Consider the following 24417-nt stretch of genomic DNA (forward strand, 5'->3'; position numbering starts at 1 on the left):
GCGCTGGACAGCGGCCCTTCCTCTGCTGGCATGATGGGGTTCAGCCCTGGGAATACCCTGCATGAGTGACAGCCCCGTGCATTCCACCCTCGTGACCAGCGCCGACGACGCGGCGAGCCTCCGCCGCGATATCATGGCCCAGTTGATCTACCATGTCGGCGCCAACCCGGACCGGGCCAGCGCGCGCGACTGGTTCCTGGCCGTGACGCTCGCCACCCGGCACCGGATCGTGGACCGCTGGCGCGCCTCCAACGCCGAGACGGTGGCGCAGGGGCACAAGCAGGTCTGCTACATGTCGCTCGAGTTCCTGATCGGGCGGCTGCTCTCGGACGCGCTGGGCAATCTCGGCATGACCGAGCCGGTGCACGAGGCCCTCTCGGGCCTCGGCGTCGAGCTGGACGAGGTGACGGCGCAGGAGGCCGACGCGGCGCTCGGCAATGGCGGCCTGGGCCGCCTCGCCGCCTGCTTCATGGAGAGCATGGCCAGCCTCAGCATCCCCGCCTATGGCTACGGCATCCGTTACGAGCACGGGCTGTTCCGCCAGGTCATCCAGGACGGCCGCCAGCGCGAGCTGCCCGAGGACTGGCTCTCGCTGGGCAATCCCTGGGAGTTCGAGCGGTCCAACATCATCTACGACATCGGCTTCGGCGGCCATGTGGCGGCGGAAGCCGGCGTGGACGGGCGGCAGCGGCTGGTCTGGTATCCGGGCGAGACGGTGCGCGCCATCGCCTATGACACGCCGATCGTGGGCTGGCGCGGCAAGTGGATCAACACGCTGCGGCTCTGGTCGGCCCGCGCCACGGACCCGATCCACCTGGAGGAGTTCAACCGGGGCGACCATGTCGGTGCCATGGCCAACCGGGTGCGGGCGGAGGCGATCTCCCGCGTGCTCTATCCGAGCGACGAGACGGCGGCGGGCCAGGAGCTGCGGCTGCGGCAGGAGTACTTCTTCGCCTCCGCCTCGCTGCAGGACCTGCTGCGCCGGCACCTGCGCCTGCATGGCGACATCCACAGCTTGGCCGGAAAGGCGGCCGTGCAGCTCAACGACACGCATCCGGCGATCGCCGTCTCCGAGCTGATGCGGCTGCTGGTCGATCTGCATGGCCTGGCCTGGGACAAGGCGTGGGACATCACCCGCGCCACCTTCTCCTACACCAACCACACCCTGCTGCCGGAGGCGCTGGAGACCTGGCCGGTGGCGCTGATGGAACGCGTCCTGCCGCGCAACATGCAGATCATCTACATGATCAACGCCAAGCACCTGGAGGCGGCGCGCGACCAGGGTGCGCAGGATGGGCTGCTCGCCGCCGTCTCGCTGATCGACGAGCATCACGGCCGGCGCGTGCGCATGGGTCATCTCGCCTTCATCGGCTCGCACCGCGTCAACGGCGTCTCCGCCCTGCACACCGACCTGATGCGCAAGACCGTCTTCGCCGAACTGAACCAGGTCTGCCCTGGGCGCATCGTCAACAAGACCAACGGCATCACCTTCCGCCGCTGGCTGATGCGCTCCAACCCGCCGCTCACCGCCCTGCTGACCGAGACGCTGGGCGAGGCGGTGCTGGACGAACCCGAGCGGCTGGAGGGTCTCGACGCCTTCGCCGAGGACAGCGCCTTCCAGCAGCGCTTCGCCCGGCAACGGCACCAGGCGAAGCAGGCGCTCGCCCGGCAGATCGTCGCGCGCACCGGCATCGTCGTCGATCCCGACGCGCTCTTCGACGTGCAGATCAAGCGGATCCACGAATACAAGCGGCAGTTGCTGAACATCCTGCAGACCGTCGCGCTCTACAACGCGATGCGCGCGCAGCCGCAGCGCGACTGGGTGCCGCGGGTGAAGATCTTCGCCGGCAAGGCGGCGCCGAGCTACCACACCGCCAAGCTGATCATCCGGCTGATCAACGATGTCGGCCGCGTCATCAACAGCGATCCCACGGTGCGCGGCCTGCTCAAGGTGGTGTTCCTGCCCAACTACAATGTCAGCCTGGCGCAGGGCATCATCCCCGCGGCCGACCTCTCGGAGCAGATCTCGACCGCCGGCATGGAGGCCTCGGGCACCGGCAACATGAAGCTGGCGCTGAATGGGGCGCTGACCATCGGCACGCTGGACGGCGCCAATGTCGAGATCCTGGAACGCGTCGGCGCCGAGAACATCTTCATCTTCGGCCTCACCGCCGCGCAGGCCACGGCGCGCCGGCGGGACGGCTTCGACGCCCGCGCGCAGATCCGGGAATCGCCCGATCTCGAGGAGGTGCTGGACGCGGTGGCGGCCGGCGTCTTCTCGCCGGAGGAGCCGGAGCGCTATTCCGGCCTGATCCAGGGCCTGATGAACGCCGACCACTTCCTGGTCAGCGCGGATTTCGATGCCTATCACGCCGCGCAGCGCGCGGTCGACCTGCGCTGGAGCCAGCCGCGGCACTGGTGGCGCAGCAGCATCCTGAACACGGCGCGGGTGGCCTGGTTCTCCTCCGACCGCACCATCCGCGAATACGCGGAGGACATCTGGAACGTGCCCTCCCGCTGAACGGCGCCGGCAAGGGGACTTCAAAAAGGGGGGGGTGCCCGGCTTGGCGCCCCCCTCCCCTTCCCTCAGCCGCGCAGCACCGCGTCCAGGCGGCGCGCCAGGCTCCGCACCTGCGGCTCCTGGATCATGGTGAGATGGTCGCCCTCGGTCGGCAGCAGGGTGAGATTCTCGCCGGCCAGCCGCCGCCAGGTCGGCAGGATGTCATAGGCGCCGCCCTGCATGGCGTGGATCAGGGTGACCTTCCCGGCATAGGGCCGGGGGCGGTAGTTGCGGGTTGCCAGCATGATGCCGCCCCGCACCCGGCGCAGATCCTCGGGCAGATGCGCATCCGCCGTCAGGTCGCCCACAAGGTCGAGATGCCGCGCCGGCCGGCCCAGCCGCACCCGCGCGCGATCCAGCAGCATCATCCCCTTCTTGCCGAGGAAGTCGAGATTGCCCCGCAGGCCGCGGGTCCGCATGTCGCGCGCCACCCGCAGCGGGCGGGAGACGAGGTGGTGCATCCGCTGAGGCCCCGGCAGGAAGCGGGGATGCACGCTGGTGTCGATGGCGATCAACTGCTCGACCACCTCGCCCTCGCGCCGCAGCCGCTGCGCCATCTCCAGCGCCACCAGCCCGCCGAAGGAGTAGCCGCCGAGCCAGTAGGGCCCCCTCGGCTGCGCCTCCCGCAGGATGCGGAGATAGTCGGCCGCCATGGCATGCACGCAGCTCTGCGCCGCGCCGCCCGGCTCCAGGCCCTGCGCCTGGATGCCGTAGATGCGGCGCCCGGTGCGCAGCGCCCGCTGCAGCGCCCAGAGCTCCATCACCCGGCCGGCCATGCTGTGGATCAGGAAGAGCGGCGGGCCGGCCCCGGCCTCGCCCTCGCGCATGACCACCAGCCGGCCGCCTGGCGGGGCGGGCTCCGGCACGTCGACCAGCGCGGCGAGCGCGGCCACGGTGGGCGCGCGCAGCAGGGTGGTGAGCGGCAGGCGCACGCCCTTCACCCGCTCGATCTCGGCGAAGAGCCGCGCCGCCAGGAGCGAATGGCCGCCCAGCGCGAAGAAGTCGTCCTCCGCCGCGATCGGGGCGATGCCGAGCAGCTCCTGCCAGAGCTCCCGCAGGAAGTTCAGCGTGCCGGCCGCCGCGGCGCGGGCCGCCAGGGGAGAGGCCAGCGGTGCGTGGCGCAGCGCCGGGTGGTGGCGCAGCGCCTCCAGGCATCCGGGATTGGCCAGGGCGGAGAGGTTGCGCACCGGCAGGCCGTTCACCGCGTCGCGCATCGCCGCCTCGGACGGCTTGCCGGTATGGGTCACCGGCAACTCCGCGACCTGTAGGAAGAGGTCCGGCACATGCGCCGCCGAGGCCTCGCGCGCCAGGGCGCGGCGGATCTCGGCGATGAGCGGGCCGTCCAGCGTCCGCCCCGCCTCCAGCACCAGGGCCAGCACCGCCCGACCCTCGCTTGCCACCTCGGGGTCCCGCTGCAGCACCACCATGGCGTCGCGGATCTCGGGGAAGCGGCGCAGAACGCGGTAGATCTCGGCCGGGCCGATGCGGATGCCGCGCACCTTCATGATGCCGTCGGACCGGCCATAGATGCGGATGCCGCCCTCCGGCGTCGCCTCCGCCAGGTCGCCATGCGTCCAGACGCCCGGATTCTGCGCGAAATAGGCCTGATGGAAACGGCTGCCGTCCGCATCGCCGTGGAAGCCCAGGGGGCGGGACGGGAAGGGATTGGCGCAGACCAGCTCGCCCACGGCGCCGGGCCGGTCCTGCCCCTCCTCCGAGAGCACGCGGACATCGAGGCCGAGGCTGCGGGCCTGGCTCTGCCCGGCATGCACGGGGCGCTGCGGATGGCCGAGCACGAAACAGCCGATGATGTCGGTGCCGCCCGAGATCGAGTGCAGCGGCAGGTCGCCCACCTTCCGCCGCACCCAGTGATAGCGCGCCTCGTCCAGCACCGAGCCGGTGGAGAGGATGACGCGCAGCGCCGAGAGGTCGTGGTCCCGCGCCGGATGCAGCCGGGCCGTCTCGGACATCTTCAGATAGCCCGGGCTGGTGCCGAAATGCGTCACCCGCTCCTGCTCCACCAGCGACCAGAGCGTGTCGGCCTCGGCGATCGGGCCGCTGTAGGTGACGATCTCGGCGCCCGAGGCCAGGGCGGAGAGCTGCCAGTTCCACATCATCCAGCCGCAGGAGGTCTGGAAGAACAGCTTGTCGCCGGGCCGCAGCTCGCTGTGCAGCCGGTGCTCCTTCACATGCTCGATCAGCGTGCCGCCGGCCCCGTGCACGATGCATTTCGGCTGGCCGGTGGTGCCGGAGGAGAACAGGATGAAGAGCGGCTGGTTGAAGGGATGCTCCTGCCACGCCGCCTCGGCCCGCACGGCGGCGCACAGGGCCGCGGCATCGTGCAGCGGCAGCAGCAGTTCCGGGATCTCGGCCGGCCCGTCCAGCGCCACCACACCGCGGCAGGCGGGCAGGCCCCGCGCCACCTGGGCCAGGCGCGTCGTCAGGGCGAGGCCGGTATCCTGGGCGGCCGGCCGCAGATGGGCCAGCAGCAGGACCGGGTCGAGCTGCGCGAAGCGGTCGAGGATCGCCTCGCTGCCCATCTCCGGCGCGGCGGTCGAGAGGGTGGCGCCCAGCGCCGCGACGGCCAGCGCCGCCACCACCGCCTCCGCGTCGTTGCGCATCACGGCGCCGACGCGGTCCCCGGGGCGGAGACCGAGCTGCTGCAGCACGGTGGCGAGCCGCGCCACCCGCTGGCGCAGGGCGCCCCGGCTGAGGCGCTCGGCCGGGCGGCCCGGCACCAGGGCGGTGACGGCGGGGGCCGCGTCGTCCCAGCGGGGCGAGAGCAGATTCGCCGCGTAGTTCAGCCGCAGGCCGGGGAAGAAGCGTGCCGTCTCGCAATCGTCGCCGGTGCAGACGGGCTCGGCCTCGCCGCTGCAATCCAGGCCGGACCAGCGCAGGAAGGCACTCCAGAAGCCGCGGTAATCCTGCACGGCGTAGCGTTGCAGCGCCTCCGGCCCCGCCGGCTCCGCCAGCAGCCCCTGGCCGGCGAGCCAGGCGGCGAATTCGGCCATCTGACACCCCAGCATGTCGGCGACGGAGGGGGTGTGCAGAACCGTTTCCGGAGCCGCCTCGCCCAGCCGCTGCGCTTCTCGAATCACCGGCAATCCGTCCATCTCACGCCACCCCGCACTCATTCCGCCGCAAGGATCGTCTTTAATTTTCCCATCCGCAATGAATTGGAACAATCATCTCAATTAGTTGAATTTTGGCTATTTTTCGACGCATTGCCTATCAGTCGCCGTAACCTATTGGAAATGAGCGCCCTTGCCGGTGCAAGCGCGATTTGCGCTGCAACGCAAAAAACCTCGTGATGCGGGCATTGCCTCAGATTTCGATCTGTTCCGAGAGAATATGGCCCAGGCAGCGCGCCGGCCGCGCAGAGGCGGCCACCGCCAGGAGGTGGTCCGGCGGCCCCTTGGGCGTGTCGATCCACCATCCCTGCTCCGACAGGGTGCAGAGCCGTGTCGGGTCGCGCGAGAAGCCCTGCCCCTCGGCCTTCAGCCGGGCTTCCTTGCGCGTCCAGAGGCGCAGGAAGGTGGTCCCGCGCGATGCCACGTCCTGCGCGTCCAGGAGGCGCCGCTCCACCGGGGAGAAGACGAGGCTCGCGGCTTCGAGCGGCGGGTCGGGCCGCAGCGGCTCGAGATCCACCCCCACCGCCCGGCCGCGGGCGAAGCCGAGCAGCGCCCAGTCCCCGGCGTGGGAGAGGTTGAACTGCAGCCCCGGCGCCGCATCCCCCGGCCCCTGCCGCAGGGCGGGCTTGCCGGCGGGGCCGCGGATCAGGCCGATTCCCGCCGGCGCGCGACGCAGATAGCCGCCGAGCAGCCGGCGCAGCGCCAGATGCGCGGCCAGATAGGCCTGGCTCAGGGCGGGGCGGCGGAAGGCGGCGGCGCGGGTCCGCTCCTCCGGCGCCAGCAGCGCCATCGCCGCCGCCCCGACCGGCGCGTCCAGCCTGGCGAGCCAGAGATGGATCTCCCCGGGCGGCAGCGGCGGCGGGTCGGCCGCCGCGCGCGGCGGCCAGGGCCAGGACAGCTCGCCCACCGTCATGCCCGCCGGCCGGCGCGGCCGGGGGGATGCCGGGGCTCAGCGCCGCGGCGGCGCGGCCTCGGCGCGGCTGGCGGGGCAGAAGGTCTCGCGGAAGGCGCGCGCGGTGGCGGGCCACTTGCCCGAGGAGAGGCGGCCGGCATAGTCGGCGTCGGAATTCCAGTAGTTGTGGTAGAGCACGTTGTGCTGCGCCATCCATTCCTGGAACAGCTTGATGAAGGGCGCCGCGTTGTCGCCCTGCACGCCCCATTCCGAATAGGCGGTGGGCTTGCCGCGCGCGCGGGCGAAGTTCTCGACATAGCGCAGGCCCCAGCGATGATCGCGGATGCGCTCGAAGGCGGCCACCGGATCGCGCGGCAGGTACTCGTGCTTCCAGTAGAAGTCCATGCCGATGATGTCGACATAGTCGTCACCCGGATAGGCCGTCGCGGGGTCCATCCGCTCCCCGTAGTTGAAGTTCCATTCGAAGCGGAACTTGTCGGACACGGATCGGAAGGAATCGACGATGTGGCGGAAGGTGCGGATGAAGTCCTCCTCCTTGCCCTCCGCCGCCCAGGGGAACCAGTTGCCGTTCATCTCCCAGCCCAGGCGGATGCGGATGGTGCCATCCGCGAAGGGCTTGGTCTCGGCCAGGGCGCGCGCCGCGGACACGTAGTAGCGGTTGTAGCGCCCGCTGGCCGCCTCCCTCAGGCTGGAGCCCCTGGGGATCATCGCCACCGACCACAGGGTCGGCCGGTCCAGCGCCTTGAACTGGTTGATGAACCATTGGGGCCAGCCGATGCCCTCCCAGCTCGCCTGGTCGGTGAAGACCAGAAGCTGGTCCATCGGGCAGCCGAACCACTGCTCGAATTCCTCGACGAGCTTCGGGTCGTTCGCCGCATAGGCGCCGATCGGCACCCGCCCCTCCGCGCGCGCCTCGGCGGCCGGGCCGAGGCCGAGGGCCGCCAGCACCGACAGGGCGAGAGCCAGGCGGCGCCGCTTCCCGGCGGCGGGGCTGAGGGCGGTTTGCAGGGCCGTCCGGCCTGTCGCATCGCGGCGCATGGCAAATCCTGTTTCATCGGCCCCATGGGGCGGCCCCAAAGGGCGGTGCGGCGGTTGATCGTCCCAAGGATAGAGACTGATCGCTCAATTTGCGATGGTCCCGCGTTCACGCCCGCGCCAGCCGCGGTTTCGTGAAGCCGGCGCGGCGCCTATCCTGCTGCCCGCAAACAGATCCCGGAGCGGGCATGAGCGAGGAGATCGTCACCCTGAGCAGCCGGGTGGCCTATGAGAACCGCTGGCTGCGGCTGCGGGAGGACCGCACTCGCCTGCGCGACGGTTCGGAGGGTCTCTACGGCGTGGTGGAGCGCCCCGACTTCGTCATCGTCGCTCCCTGGCAGGAGGGCTGCCTGACGCTGGTCGAGCAGTACCGCTACCCGGTGCGCTCGCGGCAATGGGAAATGCCCATGGGCACCTGGGAGACCCGCCCGGAGGTGAAGCCGGAGGAGGTCGCCGCCGCCGAGTTGCGCGAGGAAACCGGGCTGGTGGCCGGGCATCTGCTGCGGGTGGGGACGATCTTCCAGGGCGCCGGCTACTGCAACCAGCGGGGCCATGTCTTCCTGGCGACCGGCCTGCGCCAGGGCGAGGCGGCGCGCGAGGCGTCGGAGCAGGACATGATCTGCCGCGCCATCCCGCTGGCCGAGGTCGAGGCGATGATCCGGGACGGGAGGCTGATGGATGCGATGAGCATCGCCGCTCTTGGCATGCTGAGGATCCACAGCCTATTGTAAGGAAACCCACAACCCCGAATTGCGACGTATCGTATCAATATTAAGAATTCGGTTCATTTTGCTTATTTTCTGATCCCAATCGCGTGAAATGGGCTTATCGCGGCGGCCCGGTCTGCCTTAGGGTCCGCGCCATGCGTCGCCGGACCCTCTTTCTCGCCGCCACTCTCGCCTCCGTGCCGGGCCTGGCCCTGGCCGCCACGCGCCGCAGCCGCCCCGCCGGGCCCGAGCCCCGCCGCATCACGCTGCGCCATGCCGCCAACGGGAACCGCTTCAGCGGCATCTACCACAACGGCATTGCCCCGGATGCCGCCGCCATGGCCGACATCTCCGAGGTGCTGGCCGATACCCGCACCGGCGCCATCCGCGCCTTCGACCCGGCGGCGATCGACATCCTCTGGGATCTGGGCGCGCGGCAGCGGATGACGGAGTTCCTCATCCTCTCCGGCTACCGCACGCCGGCCACGAATGCCGCGGTGCATGGCGCGGGCGACAGCCAGCATCTGCGGGCCGCCGCGCTGGACATCCAGGTGGCCCCGGCCCGCCTGCCGGATTTCGTCGAGACGGCGCTGCGCCTGCGGCGCGGTGGGGTCGGCAGCTATCCGCAGCAGGGCTTCGTGCACATCGATTCCGGCCCGGTGCGCAACTGGGGCGGTGACGGCACCCTGCTCGCCACGGCCCGGGCGCCGGTCCGTGTCGATCCGCGTGTCGAGCGGATGAACCGCATGGCCGAGGCCTGGGCCTCCACCCGCCGGCGCTGAGGCGCCCGGGGCCGCCCACCCCTCAGAACCGGCCGCTCCGACGGGACAGGATGGCGGCCAGCGCCAGCCCGCCGATCACCGAGACATGCTCGAGCGCCACCGTCAGGTCCCGGAAGGCCTCCTCCCCCTCGCGCGCCCAGAAAGGATGCGCCACCGGGATGGTGAGCAGGGTGAAGACGGCCAGGGCCAGGGCCGCCGGCCAGACCGCCCGGTTCAGGATGATGAGCAGCGAGGCGCCGAGTTGCAGGACCAGCGTCGCCAGGTTCACCGCCCAGCCCGGCGACAGGCCGAAGCCTTCCATCACGGCCGCGCTGGCGCTGAAGTCCAGCAGCTTGGCCAGGCCACTGGTCCAGAAGACGAAGGTCAGCAGGATGCGCGCCAGGAGGCCGAAGGCGCGGGATTCGAGGATGCCGGCGATGGCGGCGGGCGCCGGGGCGCCAGGGAGGCTTCGCAAGATCGGTTCTCCGGTTCTGCGCGCGCGGGGCGCGGCCGGAGCCCGTCCTAGGACCTCAAGCCCGGTTGAGGTCAAGCCCGGTTCGGCGCCTCAGCCGAAGCCGGCCAGCCGGCGCGGACCCGGCCCCTCCCGGCCCAGCCGGTCCTCGGGGTTGCGCAGCGGGCAGTCGCGCAGCGACAGGCAGCCGCAGCCGATGCAACTGGTCAGCTGGTCCCGCAACTGCACCAGGCTGTCGATCCGCTGCTGCAGCATCCCGCTCCAGTCGGCGGTGAAGCGCCGCCAGTCCTCCATGCTCGGCGCATGGTCCTGCGGCAGCCCGGCCAGCGCCTCGCGGATGGTCGCCAGCGGGATGCCGGCCCGCTGCGCGATGCGGATGATGGCGACGCGGCGCAGCACGGCGCGGTGGTAGCGGCGCTGGTTGCCGGAGGTTCGCCAGCCCTCGATCAGCCCGCGGGCCTCGTAGAAATGCAGGGTCGAGACGGCGACGCCGCTGCGCCGCGCCACCTCCCCCACGCTCAGGCCCTGGGCCTGCGGGCTCATCGGGGCGGGACCTCATCCATGGGTGAGGTTATAGGGCGGGGAGACGCCGCTCGCGAGCCGCCTCACTCCTCCCGCATCGCCACCTCGGCCTCGGGGTTGAGCGCCCGTCCCTTCCGGCGCGGCGCGGTCAGCGGCCCCGGCACCGGGCGGTTGCCGTGCATCAGGTCGCGTCCCGCCTGCAGCCCGCCGCAGAGCTGCAGGTCGAGCCGCGCGGCGTCGCGGCGGCGGATGTCGCGCATGAGGTCGGCCGCCTCCTCCTCCGGCACGCCGAGGCCGGCCAGGGCGGCGGCGCCCATGGCCATGGCGGATTCGAAGGTCTCGCGGATCTCGTAGTCCACGCCCTGGCGGATCAGGTCGAGGGAATGGCCGCGGTCATAGGAGCGGACGAAGAGCTTCGCCTGGGGGAACTCCTCCCGCGCCAGGGTGACGATGTGGTCCGCCGCCTGCCGGTTGTCGACGCAGACCAGGATGGCGCGCGCCCGCCCCGCCCCGGAGGTGCGCAGGACATCGAGCCGGGTGCCGTCCCCGTAATAGACCTTGAAGCCGAAGCTTGCGGCGGTGCGGATCATCTCGGTGCTGGATTCGATGATCGAGAGGTCGATGCCGCGCGCCAGCAGCCCCTGGCTCGCCACCTGCGCGAAGCGGCCGAAGCCGATCATCAGCACCTCGCCCTCCAGTGCATCCGCCTTGTCGATTCCCTCCAGGGAGGGTTCGGCGCGGCGCGGCAGCCGGGCGGCGAGCAGCACGGCGGGCGGGGTCAGGGCCATGGACAGGATGATCACGGCGGTGAGCAGCGCGCCGGTGCGCGCGTCGATCACGCTGCCGGCCTGCGCCGCGGCGTAGAGCACGAAGGCGAACTCGCCGCCCTGGGCCAGCACGGCGGCGCGGCGCAGCGCCTCCCGCCCGCCCGCGCCGAAGGCCCGGCCCACCAGATAGACGCCCGCCGCCTTGGCCAGCATCAGCACCAGCACGCCCACCACGATCAGCGGCCAGTCGCGCACCAGCACGCCAAGGTCGAGCGACATGCCGACGCCCATGAAGAACAGGCCGAGCAGGATGCCCCGGAACGGCTCGATATCGGTCTCGAGCTGGTGGCGGAACACCGATTCCGAGAGCAGCACCCCGGCCAGGAAGGCGCCCATGGCCATGGAGAGCCCGCCCAGCTCCATGGCCAGCGCGGCGCCCAGCACCACCAGCAGGGCGGCGCCGGTCATCACCTCCCGCGCCCCGGCGGCGGCGAGCAGCGCGAACATCGGGTTCAGCAGCCAGCGCCCGGCCGCGAGCAGCGCCGCCAGGCTGCCCAGGGCGATGGCGACATGGAGCCAGCGGTCGCCCTCGGCCTGGGCCGGCCCGAGCAGCGCCACCAGCGCCAGGAGCGGCACGATGGCGAGATCCTCCAGCAGCAGGATCGAGACGATGCGCTGCCCTGCCGGGGTGGCGGTCTCGCCCTGCTCGTCCAGCACCTGCATGGCGATGGCGGTGGAGGAGAGCACGAAGCCCATGGCCGCCACGAAGGCCACGGCGGGGCTGAAGCCGGCCAGCCAGATGATGCCGGTCAGCAGCGCGCCGCACACCGCCACCTGCGCGACGCCCAGGCCGAAGATCTGCCGCCGTAGGCCCCACAGGCGGGAGGGCTGCATCTCCAGCCCGATGACGAAGAGGAACATGACGACGCCAAGCTCGGCGACATGCAGGATCGCCTGCGGGTCGGTCACCACCCGCAGGCCGAAGGGACCGATGGCCAGCCCCGCCGCCAGGTAGCCCAGGACCGAGCCGAGGCCCATCCGGCGGAACAGCGGCACCGCCACCACCGCGGCCGCCAGGATGCCGACGACCGGCCCCAGCTCGCTTGCATATCCCTCGGCGGCCATGCGGCGATCCCTCCCGGCCGCCGCCACCGGCGGCCTCTCCGCCGATCATGCCAGATCGCCACTCCTCCGCCACGCCTCCCGGCCGCGACCGGGAGAGCGGGCAACCGAAAAGGCGGCGGGCGGTTAAACCGGAAGTCACTAAATCATGCTTGGATGCAAGCCATGTTCGCCGCCCTGTACAGCCAGCCTGATCCCCGCCCCGAGCCGCCCGCCATGCCGCAGCGCGCCGTGGACCAGTGGCTGCGCGAAACCTTCCACCGTGCCTACGACCTGCCCGAGGACGCGCCGATCCCGGAGGAGCTGTTGCGACTGGTTCGCGCCGCCTCGCAGGGCTGAGGCCGGCGCCGCCCAGCCGCGCTGTCCCGGCCCCGCCCTGCCTCAGGCGAGCGGGGCGCCTCCGCCCTCCGGGCGGTCCGCCTCCCCGGACAGGCGGCACAGTTCGGCCACCGCCTCCGGCCGCCCCAGCACGACCGGCCGCCGCCACGTCGCGGGGTCGCCCTCCCCGAAGCCCTCGAAGACCTCCCATCCGTCCGGCCCCAGCGTGCGGATCTCGCCGCCGGCGGCGCGGACCAGCGCGAAGCCGCCGGCGATGTCCCAGACATTGGGGTGCTCGAAACGCGCCACCTCCAGCAGGCCGGCGGCGACGAAGGCACATTCGATGGCAGCCGAGCCGGTGCGCCGCGGCTCCCACAGCGCCGGCGCGCGCGAGGCGGAGGCATCGGCGAAGCCGCCGAGGCGGCGCCGCACCGCCGGGTTGAAGGCCGCCGCCACCGCGGTGCCGTCGAAATAGAGGCTGCCGCCCCGCACCGCGTGATACACCCCCGCGTGCAAGGCATGGCTGGAGGCGCACCAGACCGCCCCCGCCACCGGCACGCCCCGGTGCAGCACGCCGACCGAGCCCGCGAACATCGGGAAGCCGTTGATGAAATTGGCCGTGCCGTCCACCGGGTCCAGCGCCCACAGGATCGGGCTGCCCCGCGCCGGCCGTTCCGTCATCTCCTCGCCCAGCACGTCGTGGTCGGGAAAGGCCTCGGCCAGATGGGCGCGGATCAGCCGCTCCACCGCCTGATCGACCTCGGAGACCGGGTCGCGCAGGGTCGCCTCCCCTTGCCGGCCGGGCTTGTAGGCCACGGCCAGGGCATGACCCAGCGCCGCCGACATCTCGCGCCCGGCGAGCCCAGCCATCTCCACCGCCATCCGGCCAATGGCCGACAGCGCCTCCGCGTCCAGCGTCATGCGCGCCTCTCCCCATCCGGTCCCTTGGCCGGTCCCTTGGCCTGTCCCGTGTCCGGTTCCATGTCCGGCGTGTTCCGCTCCGCCGCGGGCGGCACCAGCACGCGCAGCCGCTCCTCCTCGATGCCGAGGACGACCCGCATCGGTGCCTCGCGCGAGACGCATTCGTCATCCAGCCGACAGGGGCCGCCGGGCCAGTCGATGACGATCCGGCCGGCCCGCTGCACATCGGTCGGCGCCTTTCCCTCGTCGGGGCGCTCCAGCCAGCGCAGCATGGCCTCGCGGCGTTCCGGCGCCAGGGTGACGAGATCGAGCAGCCCGTCCTCCGGATCGGCCTCCGGCGCTATCGGCAGGTTGGGGCCGAAGAGCGGGATGTTCATCACCTCGACCAGCAGCGTCTCGACTTCGCGCGGCTGGCCATCGGCCTCCAGGCGGAGGGTCACCGGCTCGGCGCGGCGCAGGATGGCCCGGAAGGCGGCGCGGCCGGCCTCGACGCCCTCCAGCCCCTGCCGGTCGGCCTCCTGCACCGCCTCCGCGAAGGCACCGAAGCCGGCGGCCTCGACGAAGCGGCGGCAGCCCCAGGGCCCCTCGGCGAAGGCCACGGCGAGCCGCCGCTCATCGGCCTGCCGCCACTGGTCGGCGAAGGCCTCCGGCGAGGGCCAGCGGCCCATGGCGCGCGCCAGGTTGTTGGCGGTGCCGAGCGGCAGGATGGCGAGCGGCCGGTCGCGGCGCGGCAGGCGGGCGGCGATCTTGCCCACCGTGCCGTCACCGCCGGCCACGATGACCATCCCGCTCTCCTCCTGCAGCCCGTCCTCCAGGGCGTTGCCGCGCGTCGAATGCGGCTGGCTCGGAAGGCCGGCCCGGCGCAGGAGCTGCACCAGGGATTCCGTGGAATGGTCTTCGTCCCCGGCGGAGGGGTTGTGGAACAGCGTGGCTTTCATGCCGCGTTAACTCCGCGCCATCTTTCCCGTTCCATCCGGTTCCGGACGGGGCGTGAAAAACGCCAGGGCCGAGGCCGCGATTGCCGGGAGGGCGCGGCGCCTCTAAGGCGGGGATGATGCGGGATTTCGATGCGATCATCCTCGGCGCCGGCGCGGCCGGGCTGATGTGCGCGCTGCGCGCCGGGCAGCGCGGGCGGCGCGTGCTGCTGCTCGACCACGCGGCCCAGGCCGGCTCCAAGATCCTGATCTCGGGCGGCGGGCGGTGCAATTTCACCAACCTGCACACGGCGCCGGACCGCTTCTTCTCGGCCAATCCACATTTCTGCAAATCCGCCCTGGCGCGCTACCGGCCGGCGGATTTCCTGGGGCTGGTCGGCCGGCACCGCATCGCCTGGCACGAGAAGACGCTGGGGCAGCTCTTCTGCGACGGCTCGGCGCGGCAGATCGTCGCCATGCTGCTGGCGGAATGCGAGGCGGCGGGCGTGACGCTCCGTCTCGGCCACCGCGTCACCGACATCGGGCGGGATACCGCTTATTACCTGGACACCGACCATGGCCGCTTCACCGCCCCGGCCCTGGTCCTGGCCACGGGCGGCCTCTCCATCCCGAAGATGGGCGCGACCGGCCTGGCGCACGACACCGCCCGGCGCTTCGGCCTGCCGCTGACCGGCATCCGCCCCGGCCTGGTGCCGCTGACCTTCGAGGGTGAGGCGCTGGCGCTGATGCGGCCGCTCTCCGGCCTCTCCCTGCCGGCGGTGGCCCGGGCGGGGCGGCACGCCTTCCCCGAGGCGGTGCTCTTCACCCATCGCGGCCTCTCCGGGCCCGCCATCCTGCAGGCCTCCTCCGCCTGGCGGGAGGGGCAGGCGCTGACCCTGGACCTGCTGCCGGGCGAGGATGCCACCGCCCGGCTGCTGGCCGGCAAGCAGGCCCGCCCCCGCGCCGAGCCGCGCAGCCTGCTCGCCGAGATGCTGCCGCAGCGCCTGGCCCAGGCTCTGGCCACCGCCTGGCTGCCCGCGGGCATCCTGGCGGCGCAGACCGATCGCGACCTGAAGCGGACCGGCGGCCAGCTCAACGCCTGGAGCCTCCTCCCCTCCGGCACCGAGGGCTACGCCAAGGCCGAGGTGACGCTGGGAGGCGTGGACACGGCGGCCCTGTCCTCGCGCGACATGCAGGCGCGCGCGGCGCCGGGCCTCTTTGTCATCGGCGAGGCGGTGGACGTGACCGGCTGGCTCGGGGGCTACAATTTCCAGTGGGCCTGGGCCAGCGGCCACGTCGCCGGCGAGGCCCTCTGAGAAGCCGTCCCGGAGGCCAAGCGGACCAGACCCGCCCCTGACGCATGGGCTCCATGCAACCAACCAGCCCGCCCCAGGCTTGACAGATTGTTGACGGATGGCTTCGCACTATGGCGTGCTCGCGTCGCGGCCCCCTGGCCCGGCGGGGTGGCGAGCGAGGCGGCCCGACTGAGGGGCCGGAACCGGGAGAGACGCGGGCAGATGATGTATTCCCTGTATCAGGCGCAGCAGGATCTCCTGACCCCGATGCGCCTTTTCGCTAAGGGCACCGGGGCGGTGCTGCGCCAGTTCGACAGCGGCCGGCCCGAGACCTTCATGCTGCGCCAGTTCACCGCCGCGCTGGAGCTGGTCGGCAGCAGCGGCATCACCCATACCCGCCCCCCCTTCGGCTTCACCACGGTCATGCTCGGCAACGAGGAGGTGGCGGTGGAGGAGGAGGCGGTGCTCTCCACGCCCTTCGGCACCCTGCTGCACTTCCGCAAGGACTGCGCCGTCAGCCAGCCCAAGGTCCTGGTGGTGGCGCCGATCTCGGGCCACTTCGCCACCCTGCTGCGCGGCACGGTGCAGGTGCTCCTGCCGGACAACGATGTCTACATCACCGACTGGACCAATGCGCGCGACGTGCCGCTCTCGGCCGGCCGCTTCGGGCTCGACGAGTTCATCGACCACGTCATCCGCTTCCAGGAGGAGATCGGCCCGGGCGGGCATGTGCTGGCGGTCTGCCAGCCGGCCGTGCCGGTGCTCGCCGCCGCCGCCGTCATGGCCGAGGCCGGGAACCCCGCGACGCCGGACAGCATGGTGCTGATGGCCGGCCCGATCGACACCCGCGTCAAGCCCACCCAGGTGAACCGCCTGGCCCAGGAGCACGAGATCGCCTGGTTCGAGCGCAACCTGATCGAGACCGTTCCCTGGCGCTTCCAGGGCAGCGGGCGCAAGGTCTATCCGGGCGTGCTGCAGATCAGCGCCTTCATCTCCATGAACCTGAACCGGCACGTGACGGCGCATCAGGAACAGTACCGCAACCTGGTCGGCGGCGACTCCGAGCTGGCCGACGCGCACCGGCGCTTCTACGACGAATACCTCGCCGTCATGGACATGCCGGCCGAGTTCTACCTGCAGACGGTGAAGTCGGTCTTCCAAGACCATGACCTGCCGCTCGGGCACATGACCCATCACGGACGCCCGGTGCGGCCGGAGGCGATCACCCGCACCCGGCTGCTGACTGTGGAGGGCGAGCGGGACGACATCTGCGCGGTCGGCCAGACCTCGGCGGCGCTCGCGCTCTGCGCCAACCTGCCGGCGGCGCTCAAGCACAACCACGTGCAGCAGGGCGCCGGGCATTATGGCGTGTTCAGCGGGCGCCGCTGGGCCAACGAGGTCTATCCGATAGTCCGCCGCGCCATCCTGGGCGAGCCCTTCCCGTCGCGCCTCGCCTCCTGAGCCGGGGGCGGCGGCTCTCTCCCGCGCTCTGGCGGAACGCGGGCATCCTCACCCGATCAGATGCTTCCGCCTGATCGGGACCCGCTCGGGCCGTGCTCCCGCCCGATCGGGTGGTATTCGCGGCCCCACCAGATCAGCCCCGGGCCATGCTCGCCCAGGCGGATGCCGCGGATCTGCGCGAAGAAGACGCTGTGGGTGCCCTTCTCCAGCACCTCCTCGATGGCGCAGTCGAGCGAGACGGCCGAGCCGTCCAGCACCGGCGCGCCGGTATCCAGCCGGCTCCAGCGGCCGGCGCGGAAGCGCTGCTCCGCCGTGGCCGCGCCGGTCAGCCCGGCGAAGACGTTGGAGATCTCCTTCTGCTCGGCCGTGAGGACGTTCACGCAGAGCACGCCATTGGCCTTGATGGCGCCGATCTGGGTGCTGTTGCGGTTGATGCAGACCAGCAGCGTGGCAGGATCGTCGGTGACGCTGCAGACGGCGCTGGCGGTCAGGCCCGCCCGCCCGGCCGGTCCGTCGGTGCTGATGATGCTGACCGCCGCGCCCAGACGCGCCATGGCTTCGCGGAATTCGGGGCGGCTCACACTCATCGGTCGGAAATCCCTGCGCTGGAAGCGGCATCCCTTCGCATCGGCCCGCCGCCGCCCCGGCGCCTCGTCCCGGCGGGTCCCGCTTCCCGAGCGGACGATGCCGTCCGGTCAGGATCTGCTCAGGGCCCGGAGATGGGGTGCTGGGCGGCGCCTTGCCAAGGGCCGCGGCGCCGGCCGGCTGGCCCGGTGCCGGGCGGAAGCATGACGCGCCGGTGAAAGCCTGACCACCCCCTCCTTCCGCCACGGCGCCATCCGGCTATCCTGCCCCCCTCGCCAAAGCAGCAGGGAGCGCGCAGCAATGCCCGAAATCACGATCCAGGCCTCCGATGGCAGCGGCAGCTTCGCCGCCTACCTCGCCATGCCGAAGCAGGTCCCGGCCGGCGCGGTGGTGGTGATCCAGGAGATCTTCGGCGTGAACCACGCCATGCGCTCGCTCTCGGACTGGGTCGCCGACATGGGCTTCATCGCCATCTGCCCCGACCTGTTCTGGCGCCTGGAGCCGGGCGTGCAGCTGACCGACGGCAGCAAGGAGGAGTGGGACCGCGCCTTCGAGCTGATGAACGCCTTCGACCAGCAGAAGGGCGTCGAGGACCTGAAGGCGACGCTCGCCGCCGTGCGCGTCATGCCCGGCTGCAACGGCCGCGCCGGGACCATGGGCTTCTGCCTCGGCGGCCGCCTGGCCTTCATGATGGCGACCCAGTCGGACGCCGACTGCAACATCTCCTACTACGGCGTCGGCATCGACGGCCTGCTGCAGGACAAGGACGGCATCGGCAAGCCGCTGCTCCTGCACATCGCCGAGAAGGACCGCTTCGTGCCCGAGGAGGCGCGGAAGAAGATCCAGGCCGGGCTGGCCGGCAACAGCCATGCGGCGGTGCATGTCTATCCGGGGGTCGATCACGCCTTCGCCCGCATGGGCGGCCATTCCTGGGACGGCCGCGCGGCGACCATCGCCAACGGCCGCACGGCGGAGCTGCTGGCGAAGGCGCTGGGCTGAGCGGCGGCGCGGGGTCCTATCCCCCGAGCCGCGCCTCGATCCAGTCCGGCCGGCGCAGCCGGTAGAGCAGGTGGCGCCGCATCGGATGCCCCTGCGGCAGGCGGGGATGGTCGAAGGCGCCGTCCCGCCGCATGCCCAGCCGCTCCATCAGGCCCCAGGAGCGGGTGTTGCCCGGCAGGGTGAAGGCGACGATCTCGTCGAGGCCGAGCGGCCCGAAGCCATGGGCGAGCGCGATCCGCGCCGCCTCCTCGGCATAGCCCTGGCCCTGGAAGGGTATCGCCAGGCGCCACCCGATCTCGACCGGCGGCACGGCGGCGTTGCTCCAGGGGATTTCGGCCCAGGGGATGCGCGCCAGGCCGCAAAGCCCGATCAGGCCCGGCTCCGCATGCCGCTCCAGCGCCCAGAAGCCGTAGCCGTGCTCCGCGAAATGCGCGCCGATACGGTCCATGAAGGCATCGGATTCGCCCCGGTCCAGCGGCGCGGGAAAGTGGCGCATCACTTCGGGATCGGCGTTCATCGCGGCAAAGGCCGGCCGGTCCGCCGCCTGCCAGGGGCGGAGGCGAAGACGGGGGCCGCTCAGCGTCACGGGGTCTGCCATGCGCCGGAGGCTAGCCGGAAGCGCGGCCCGGAGGCCAGCATCCCCCCTCCCCCTCGGCGCCGATGGGACTATGCTGCGCCGCCGGGCAAGAATGTTCTGGAAGGGAGTGAGCATGACCCAAGCGGCCGAGACGGCCCCCGCCTTCGAGACCCCTTCCGTGGAGGCGCTGGCGGCCCGCATCCCGGACGGGGCGATGGTGGCCCTGCCGCCGGACAACTCGCTGCCCTCCGTGGCGCTGGCCAAGGCGCTGATCCGGCGCGGCGCGCGCGGCCTCCGGCTGCTCGGCGTGCCGGTCTCGGGCTTCGCGACCGACCTGCTGATCGGCGCCGGTTGCGTGGCCGAGTTGCAGACCAGCGCCGTCAGCCTGGGCGAGGCCGGCTTCGCCCCGCGCTTCGGCGCGGCGGTGCGGGAAGGCCGCCTGGTGCTCCGCGACGCCACCTGCCCGGCCATCCACACCATGCTGCAGGCGGCGGAGAAGGGCGTGCCCTTCATGCCGCTGCGGGGCATCCTGGGCAGCGACATCCTGGCGCACCGGCCGGACTGGCGGGTGATCGACAATCCCTTCGCGCAGGGCGGCGACCCGATCGTGCTGCTGCCGGCGCTCTCGCCCGACTTCGCCCTCTTCCACGCCGTGCTGGGCGACCGGCACGGCAATGTCTGGCTCGGCCGGCGCCGCGAATGCGCCACCATCGCCCATGCCGCCAGGCGCACGCTGGTGACGGTGGAGCGGCTGCACCCCGGCAACCTGCTGGAGGATGAGCGGCTGGCGCCGGGCACCATCAGCGGCACCTATGTCGAGGCCTTCGCCGTGGCGGAGCGCGGCGCCCATCCGGTGGCCCTGCTCGACGAGTATGGCTTCGACGCCGCCCATGTCGCCGCCTATGCCCGCGCCGCCCGCACCGAGGAGGGCTTCCGCGCCTGGCTCGCCGAGCATGTGCTGGACGCCCGGCTGGAGGCCGCGGAATGAGCGGCGCCCTCCCCCCCGGGGAGCGGCTGGCCGCCGCGATTGCCCCCGAGGAGCGGCTGGCCGCCGCGATTGCCCCCGAGGAGCGGCTGGCCGCCGCTCTGGCCCGCCTGATCCGCGACCCTTCCGCGCCGCCGGCGCGTCACATCGCGGTGGGCGCCGCCTCGCCGATCCCCGCCGCGGCCTGCTGGCTGGTCCGCAAGGGTGGGCAGGAGGTGCGCCTGTCGCTGCTGCACAAGCGCAGCGGCAATCCCTTCACCGAGGGCACGCGCGAGCTGTTCGACCTCACCGGCCAGGGTCGGATCGACCTGTTCTTCCTGGGCGGCGGGCAGATCGACGGCCAGGCCAACATCAACCTGGTCGGCACCGGCGAATGGCCGGGGCGCGAGGTGCGCTTCCCCGGCAGCTTCGGCAGCGCCTTCATGTACTTCATGACCCCGCGCACCATCCTGTTCCGGGAGGAGCACTCGCCCCGCGTGCTGGTGGAGAGGGTGGACAATGTCTCCGCCCCCGGCGTCTCGCCGCCGGGCGTCTTCCGCCGCGGCACCGCCCAGGCGCTGGTGACCGGCCGCGCGGTGTTCCGCTTCGACCCCGCCCGCGCCCGCTTCGCGCTGGAGAGCGCGCATCCCGGCGAGGATGCCGCCAGCATCCGCGCCGCCACCGGCTTCGACTATGACGAGCCGGCCAGCCTGCCCGTCACGCCCGACCCGACGCCGCGGGAGCTTGCCCTGCTGCGCGGCCCGGTCTGTGACGAGATGCTGGAGACCTATCCCGAATTCTGCGCCCGTGTGTTCGACAGGAGAGCCGCCGCATGACCGATGCCCTGCCCACGACCGAAGGAAAGGGCCTCGCCGCCTCGGCGGGCGCCCTCGCCGGAATCAAGGTGGTGGACCTGACCCGCGTGCTCGGCGGACCCTACTGCACCATGATCCTCTCCGACCACGGCGCCGAGGTGATCAAGGTGGAGCCGCCGCAGGGCGACGAGGTGCGCGAATGGGGCCCGCCCTTCCAGGGCGACGCCGCCAGCTACTTCATCGGCGTCAACCGCAACAAGCAGTCCATCGCCCTCGACCTCGCCAGGCCGGCGGGGCGCGAGGTGCTGCTGAAGCTGCTCGAGGATGCCGATGTCCTGGTGGAGAACTTCAAGCCGGGCTCGATGGAGAAGTGGGGCCTCGGCTACCAGGAGGTGCTGAGCGCGCGCTTCCCGAAGCTGGTGCATTGCCGCGTCTCCGGCTTCGGCGCCACCGGCCCGCGCGGCGGGCTGCCGGGCTATGACGCCATCATCCAGGCCATGTGCGGGCTGATGTCGATCAACGGCACGCCGGAGACCGGCCCGGTGCGGATGGGCACGCCGATCGTCGACCTGGCCACCGGCCTCTACTCCGCCATCGGCATCCTGATGGCGCTGCAGGAGCGCAACCGCTCCGGCCAGGGCCAGTACGTGGACATGACGCTCTACGACTGCGGCACCGCCCTGCTGCATCCGCAGGCGGCGAACTACCTGCTGAACGGCCGCCGCCCGGTCGCCACCGGCAATCCGCATCCGAACATCGCGCCCTATTCGAAGTTCCGCACCCGCACCTGCGAGATCTTCGTCGCCGCCGGCAATGACCCGGCCTTCCGCAAGTTCTGCGCCTTCCTGGGCCTGGAGGGGCTGGCGGAGGACCCGCGCTTCCGCACCAATGGCGACCGCGTCACCAACCGCGCGGCGCTGACCGAGGCGCTGGAGGCGCGGCTCTCGCAGGAGGACGGGCACGCGCTCTGCGACCGCATGCTGGCCGCGGGCCTGCCCGCCGGCCCGGTGCTGAACGTGGACGAGGCGCTGGCCGAGCCGCACACCGCGCATCGCGGCATGGTCACGGAGCTGGGCGAGTTCCGCGCCCTCGGCACGCCGATCAAGCTCTCCCGCACGCCGGGCGGCACCCGCGCGCCCTCGCCCGCCTTCAACCAGCATGGCGAGGCGGTGCTGAAGCGGCACGGCTATACCGACGAGCAGATCGCGGCGCTGAAGGACGAGGGCGTGCTGGTCGAGAAGCGGCGCTGACCGCGAGGCCGCGCCCCCAAGCTGTGCTCCCCGGGGCCGCACCCCCCGGGAGAGCCCCGGCGCGGTCAGGTTTTCTTCACCGCCTCCCTCCACCCTCACCGGGATCGGAGGGAGGGGGTGGCGGTGCAGTTGCTGGTCTCGGGCGAGGTGCCCGGCGAGATCCTGGAGAACGGCCGGGAGGGCGATTGGCTCGCCGTCCTGACGCCCGCCGTGACGGAGGGCCTGCTGGAGGCCCGGCTGACCGGCCTCGGCGCGCAGTATTTCGAGGCCAGCTACGACGCCCTGCTGGGCCAGGTCGTCATCACGCCGGTGATGGCCTTCGACCGCGAGGCCTATGCCTCGGGCACCGACCCCGTCTTCACCTTCGGCCTGGAGCTGCACGACGCCGATGGCTGGCGCGCGGCCGACCGGAGCTGGTCCGTCACGCTGCGCGGCTATGACGACGCGCCGCCCAGCCGGGTCTATTTCCAGACCGGCGGCACCGTGCTGGAGAACGACATCGGCGGCATGATCGGCCAGTTGCGCGGCGCCGACCCGGACACCTCGGACGGGCTGCTGACCTTCAGCGTCGCCGGCCTCGACATCGCCGATTTCGAGATCGTGGATGGAAAGTTCCTGAAGCTGCTCCCCTGGCGCGACCTGCTCGGCAAGGGCGGCACCACCATCCAGGTGATGATCGAGGTCTCGGACGGCCGCAACGAGGCGAGCTTCCTGCTCGACGTGAAGGTGGAGAACAGCTCGACGGAGGAGGATACACCGGCGCCGCCGGCCTTGCCGGAATCGCCTCCTCCACCGGAATCGCCGCCACCGCCACCGCCACCGGAATCGCCGCCGCCGCCGGAACTCCCCCCCTCACCGCCCGAATCGCCACCCGAATCCCCGCCCCCGCCCGCCGCCACGCCGCTGGACGACCCCTTGCCGCCGCTCATGCCGGCCGCGAGCCTGCTGCGCATCCAGGTCGAGGCCTCCGCCACCCTGCTCTCCAGCCTGCGGCTGACCTGGCAGGCCGAGCGCATCGACACCGACCCCTGGGGAGGGCTGCATTCCAGCCTGTCCGCCGGCGAGATCCTGTGGCTCGGCGCCACGGACCGGCTGCAGCTCACCCAGGCCGGGGGTGGCCTGCCGGACTACCTGCCGACGGCGCAGGAGGGGCTGATGGTGCGCATCCAGGCGATGGAGGATGGCACCGCCCTGGCCGAGGTCGCCGCCATCCTGCTGGCCAGCGACGCCTTCCTCCCGCAGTTCGGCGCCAGCCTGGGCGCGACCCTGGCGCAGGGGCTGCGGCAGCTCGCCATGGGCCATCCCGCCGGCCCCGCCGAGCTGGTCCTGGCGCTGGACGGGCCGCTCGGCGTCTCGGGCGGCATGCCGCTGCCCGCCCTGGACGGAAGCGGCCCGGCCTTCGCCCCCGACCCCGCCGCCGACCCGCTGGGCCATCTCGTCGCCCTGGCGCATGCCACCCTGCTCGGCCGCGCGCCCAGCCCGGCCGAGCAGACGCACTGGGCGGGGCTGGTGGGCGGCGGCCAGCTGGACGCGGAAGGGCTGATGCGGGCCCTGCTGGAAGGGCCGGAGTTCCAGGCCCTGCCGGAGGCCGGATCCGACCATGGTTTCGTCGCCATGATCTGGGAGAACCTGACCGGCGAGGCGCCCGACGCCCTGCTGGTCCAGCACTGGACCGATCTCCTGGCGGCGCATGTGCTGGGCCGGGCGGAGATGGCGCTGGCCCTTGGCCTGGGCCTCACGCCGGAGCAGGCCGGCCACGGCGGAATGGTCTGAGGGCGGCGCGTGAGGCGGCGGCCCGGAATAACTTGCGAACCATTCTCAATTTCGGCAGCCTGAACCGGATACCGGCGGAGCTGCCCCCATGGCGACACATGGCCTACCCACCTGGCCCTGGACCGATCAGGAAGCCGAGACGCTGCCTCTGGCCGAGGCCGTCCTGCTGGAAGCCGTGCGGCGCTGGGCGGAGGCGGCGCGGCGTGGCCGCCCGGGCCTGCCGGAGTTGCGCCTGCCGCTGATCGCCGAGGGTGCCGGCGCCGCGGCCGGGCCGCTCGACGCCGCCCTGCGCCTCATGCCCGCGGGCCTCGTCATCGGCGGAGTGTTGGAGTCGCGATTGCGGGGCGACGAGCCGGCCCTGCTGCTCGCCTTCGCCCTGGCCCAGCGGGCGCCGCGGCGCGAGGCGGTGGCGGCGCTGCTGCGCCTGATGCCGCCCGGCCCGGCCTGCGCCGCCATCCTGCCCGCGGTGGCGCTCGGCCTGGCCTTCCGCCGCGGCGGCCTGCTGCTGCGCCGACCGCTGCGCTAGAGCGGATCCCGATCAGGGGAAGCCCCGCC

Annotated in this window: 22 protein-coding genes; 12 read left to right on the top strand and 10 right to left on the bottom strand. The window is 72.2% G+C overall.

Translation table 11 applies throughout. From position 1 onward, the window contains the following. Positions 1–61 precede the first annotated feature (61 nt). Positions 62–2521, top strand: a complete 2460-nt coding sequence (locus ACF3NH_RS02065; protein ID WP_422921683.1) for a glycogen/starch/alpha-glucan phosphorylase — start codon at positions 62–64, stop codon at positions 2519–2521. A 65-nt stretch (positions 2522–2586) separates the two neighbouring features. Here ACF3NH_RS02065 and ACF3NH_RS02070 read toward each other — a convergent pair whose 3' ends face one another. The 3 genes from ACF3NH_RS02070 to ACF3NH_RS02080 all read right to left on the bottom strand — a co-directional run bounded on the left by ACF3NH_RS02070 (position 2587) and on the right by ACF3NH_RS02080 (position 7642). Then, positions 2587–5658: an acetoacetate--CoA ligase gene (locus ACF3NH_RS02070; protein WP_422921684.1), complete on the bottom strand. Its 3072-nt coding sequence runs from the start codon at positions 5656–5658 to the stop codon at positions 2587–2589. 226 nt (positions 5659–5884) lie between these two features. Beyond that, entirely contained in the window at positions 5885–6604 is a 720-nt protein-coding gene (locus ACF3NH_RS02075) for a 4'-phosphopantetheinyl transferase family protein (RefSeq protein WP_422921685.1), read from the bottom strand. Positions 6605–6640: 36 nt separating this feature from the next. Beyond that, a complete protein-coding gene (locus tag ACF3NH_RS02080; protein ID WP_422921686.1) occupies positions 6641–7642 on the bottom strand; it encodes a glycoside hydrolase family 26 protein in 1002 nt (333 codons plus the stop codon). A 185-nt stretch (positions 7643–7827) separates the two neighbouring features. On the opposite strand from ACF3NH_RS02080, the gene ACF3NH_RS02085 reads away from it, so the two are divergent. Both ACF3NH_RS02085 and ACF3NH_RS02090 read left to right on the top strand, forming a co-directional pair. Continuing rightward, positions 7828–8370 carry an NUDIX domain-containing protein gene (locus ACF3NH_RS02085; RefSeq protein ID WP_422921687.1) on the top strand — a complete coding sequence of 181 codons (543 nt, stop codon included), beginning with the start codon at positions 7828–7830 and terminating at the stop codon, positions 8368–8370. Between the two features lie 131 nt (positions 8371–8501). After that, the gene (locus tag ACF3NH_RS02090; RefSeq protein ID WP_422921689.1) at positions 8502–9128 is read left to right on the top strand and encodes a YcbK family protein; all 627 of its coding nucleotides are present in this window, start codon (positions 8502–8504) and stop codon (positions 9126–9128) included. Between the two features lie 22 nt (positions 9129–9150). Here the strand turns inward: ACF3NH_RS02090 and ACF3NH_RS02095 are convergent, their stop codons facing one another. The 3 genes from ACF3NH_RS02095 to ACF3NH_RS02105 all read right to left on the bottom strand — a co-directional run bounded on the left by ACF3NH_RS02095 (position 9151) and on the right by ACF3NH_RS02105 (position 11993). Beyond that, positions 9151–9582: a DoxX family protein gene (locus ACF3NH_RS02095; RefSeq protein ID WP_422921690.1), complete on the bottom strand. Its 432-nt coding sequence runs from the start codon at positions 9580–9582 to the stop codon at positions 9151–9153. Between the two features lie 90 nt (positions 9583–9672). After that, positions 9673–10122 (bottom strand): redox-sensitive transcriptional activator SoxR, encoded by a 450-nt coding sequence (gene soxR, locus ACF3NH_RS02100; protein ID WP_198366021.1) that lies wholly within the window; start codon positions 10120–10122, stop codon positions 9673–9675. Positions 10123–10184: 62 nt separating this feature from the next. After that, positions 10185–11993, bottom strand: coding sequence for a monovalent cation:proton antiporter-2 (CPA2) family protein (locus ACF3NH_RS02105; RefSeq protein WP_422921692.1), 1809 nt, complete (start codon positions 11991–11993; stop codon positions 10185–10187). Positions 11994–12155: 162 nt separating this feature from the next. Between ACF3NH_RS02105 and ACF3NH_RS02110 the strand changes: the two genes are divergently transcribed. Next, entirely contained in the window at positions 12156–12329 is a 174-nt protein-coding gene (locus tag ACF3NH_RS02110; RefSeq protein ID WP_198366019.1) for a hypothetical protein, read from the top strand. Between the two features lie 42 nt (positions 12330–12371). Here ACF3NH_RS02110 and ACF3NH_RS02115 read toward each other — a convergent pair whose 3' ends face one another. Together ACF3NH_RS02115 and ACF3NH_RS02120 are read right to left on the bottom strand one after the other, a co-directional pair. Further along, positions 12372–13229, bottom strand: a complete 858-nt coding sequence (locus tag ACF3NH_RS02115) for an inositol monophosphatase family protein (protein WP_422921693.1) — start codon at positions 13227–13229, stop codon at positions 12372–12374. After that, positions 13226–14167, bottom strand: a complete 942-nt coding sequence (locus ACF3NH_RS02120; protein WP_422921694.1) for a diacylglycerol/lipid kinase family protein — start codon at positions 14165–14167, stop codon at positions 13226–13228. The genes ACF3NH_RS02115 and ACF3NH_RS02120 overlap by 4 nt, the downstream gene beginning before the upstream one ends. A gap of 116 nt (positions 14168–14283) precedes the next feature. On the opposite strand from ACF3NH_RS02120, the gene ACF3NH_RS02125 reads away from it, so the two are divergent. Next, positions 14284–15459 (top strand): BaiN/RdsA family NAD(P)/FAD-dependent oxidoreductase, encoded by a 1176-nt coding sequence (locus ACF3NH_RS02125; RefSeq protein WP_422921696.1) that lies wholly within the window; start codon positions 14284–14286, stop codon positions 15457–15459. 201 nt (positions 15460–15660) lie between these two features. Further along, positions 15661–16899, top strand: coding sequence for a polyhydroxyalkanoate depolymerase (locus ACF3NH_RS02130; RefSeq protein WP_422921697.1), 1239 nt, complete (start codon positions 15661–15663; stop codon positions 16897–16899). Positions 16900–16955: 56 nt separating this feature from the next. Here the strand turns inward: ACF3NH_RS02130 and ACF3NH_RS02135 are convergent, their stop codons facing one another. Next, positions 16956–17486 (bottom strand): flavin reductase, encoded by a 531-nt coding sequence (locus ACF3NH_RS02135; RefSeq protein ID WP_422921698.1) that lies wholly within the window; start codon positions 17484–17486, stop codon positions 16956–16958. 298 nt (positions 17487–17784) lie between these two features. On the opposite strand from ACF3NH_RS02135, the gene ACF3NH_RS02140 reads away from it, so the two are divergent. Beyond that, a complete protein-coding gene (locus tag ACF3NH_RS02140; RefSeq protein WP_422921699.1) occupies positions 17785–18483 on the top strand; it encodes a dienelactone hydrolase family protein in 699 nt (232 codons plus the stop codon). Positions 18484–18499: 16 nt separating this feature from the next. On the opposite strand, the gene ACF3NH_RS02145 is transcribed toward ACF3NH_RS02140, so the two are convergent. Next, positions 18500–19081, bottom strand: coding sequence for a GNAT family N-acetyltransferase (locus ACF3NH_RS02145; RefSeq protein WP_422921700.1), 582 nt, complete (start codon positions 19079–19081; stop codon positions 18500–18502). A 112-nt stretch (positions 19082–19193) separates the two neighbouring features. On the opposite strand from ACF3NH_RS02145, the gene ACF3NH_RS02150 reads away from it, so the two are divergent. The 5 genes from ACF3NH_RS02150 to ACF3NH_RS02170 all read left to right on the top strand — a co-directional run bounded on the left by ACF3NH_RS02150 (position 19194) and on the right by ACF3NH_RS02170 (position 24388). Further along, positions 19194–20048 carry a CoA transferase subunit A gene (locus tag ACF3NH_RS02150; protein ID WP_198366011.1) on the top strand — a complete coding sequence of 285 codons (855 nt, stop codon included), beginning with the start codon at positions 19194–19196 and terminating at the stop codon, positions 20046–20048. Continuing rightward, complete coding sequence (locus ACF3NH_RS02155) at positions 20045–20860, top strand: CoA synthetase (RefSeq protein WP_422921701.1); 816 nt, start codon at positions 20045–20047, stop codon at positions 20858–20860. Before ACF3NH_RS02150 ends, ACF3NH_RS02155 begins: the two co-directional genes overlap by 4 nt. After that, positions 20857–22089, top strand: coding sequence for a CaiB/BaiF CoA transferase family protein (locus ACF3NH_RS02160; RefSeq protein ID WP_198366010.1), 1233 nt, complete (start codon positions 20857–20859; stop codon positions 22087–22089). Before ACF3NH_RS02155 ends, ACF3NH_RS02160 begins: the two co-directional genes overlap by 4 nt. A 123-nt stretch (positions 22090–22212) precedes the next feature. After that, positions 22213–23862: a hypothetical protein gene (locus tag ACF3NH_RS02165; protein ID WP_422921702.1), complete on the top strand. Its 1650-nt coding sequence runs from the start codon at positions 22213–22215 to the stop codon at positions 23860–23862. An 88-nt stretch (positions 23863–23950) separates the two neighbouring features. Further along, complete coding sequence (locus ACF3NH_RS02170) at positions 23951–24388, top strand: hypothetical protein (protein WP_422921703.1); 438 nt, start codon at positions 23951–23953, stop codon at positions 24386–24388. Positions 24389–24417: the final 29 nt, after the last annotated feature.

The organism is Pseudoroseomonas sp. WGS1072 (genome assembly GCF_049340465.1).
GTDB lineage: Bacteria > Pseudomonadota > Alphaproteobacteria > Acetobacterales > Acetobacteraceae > Pseudoroseomonas.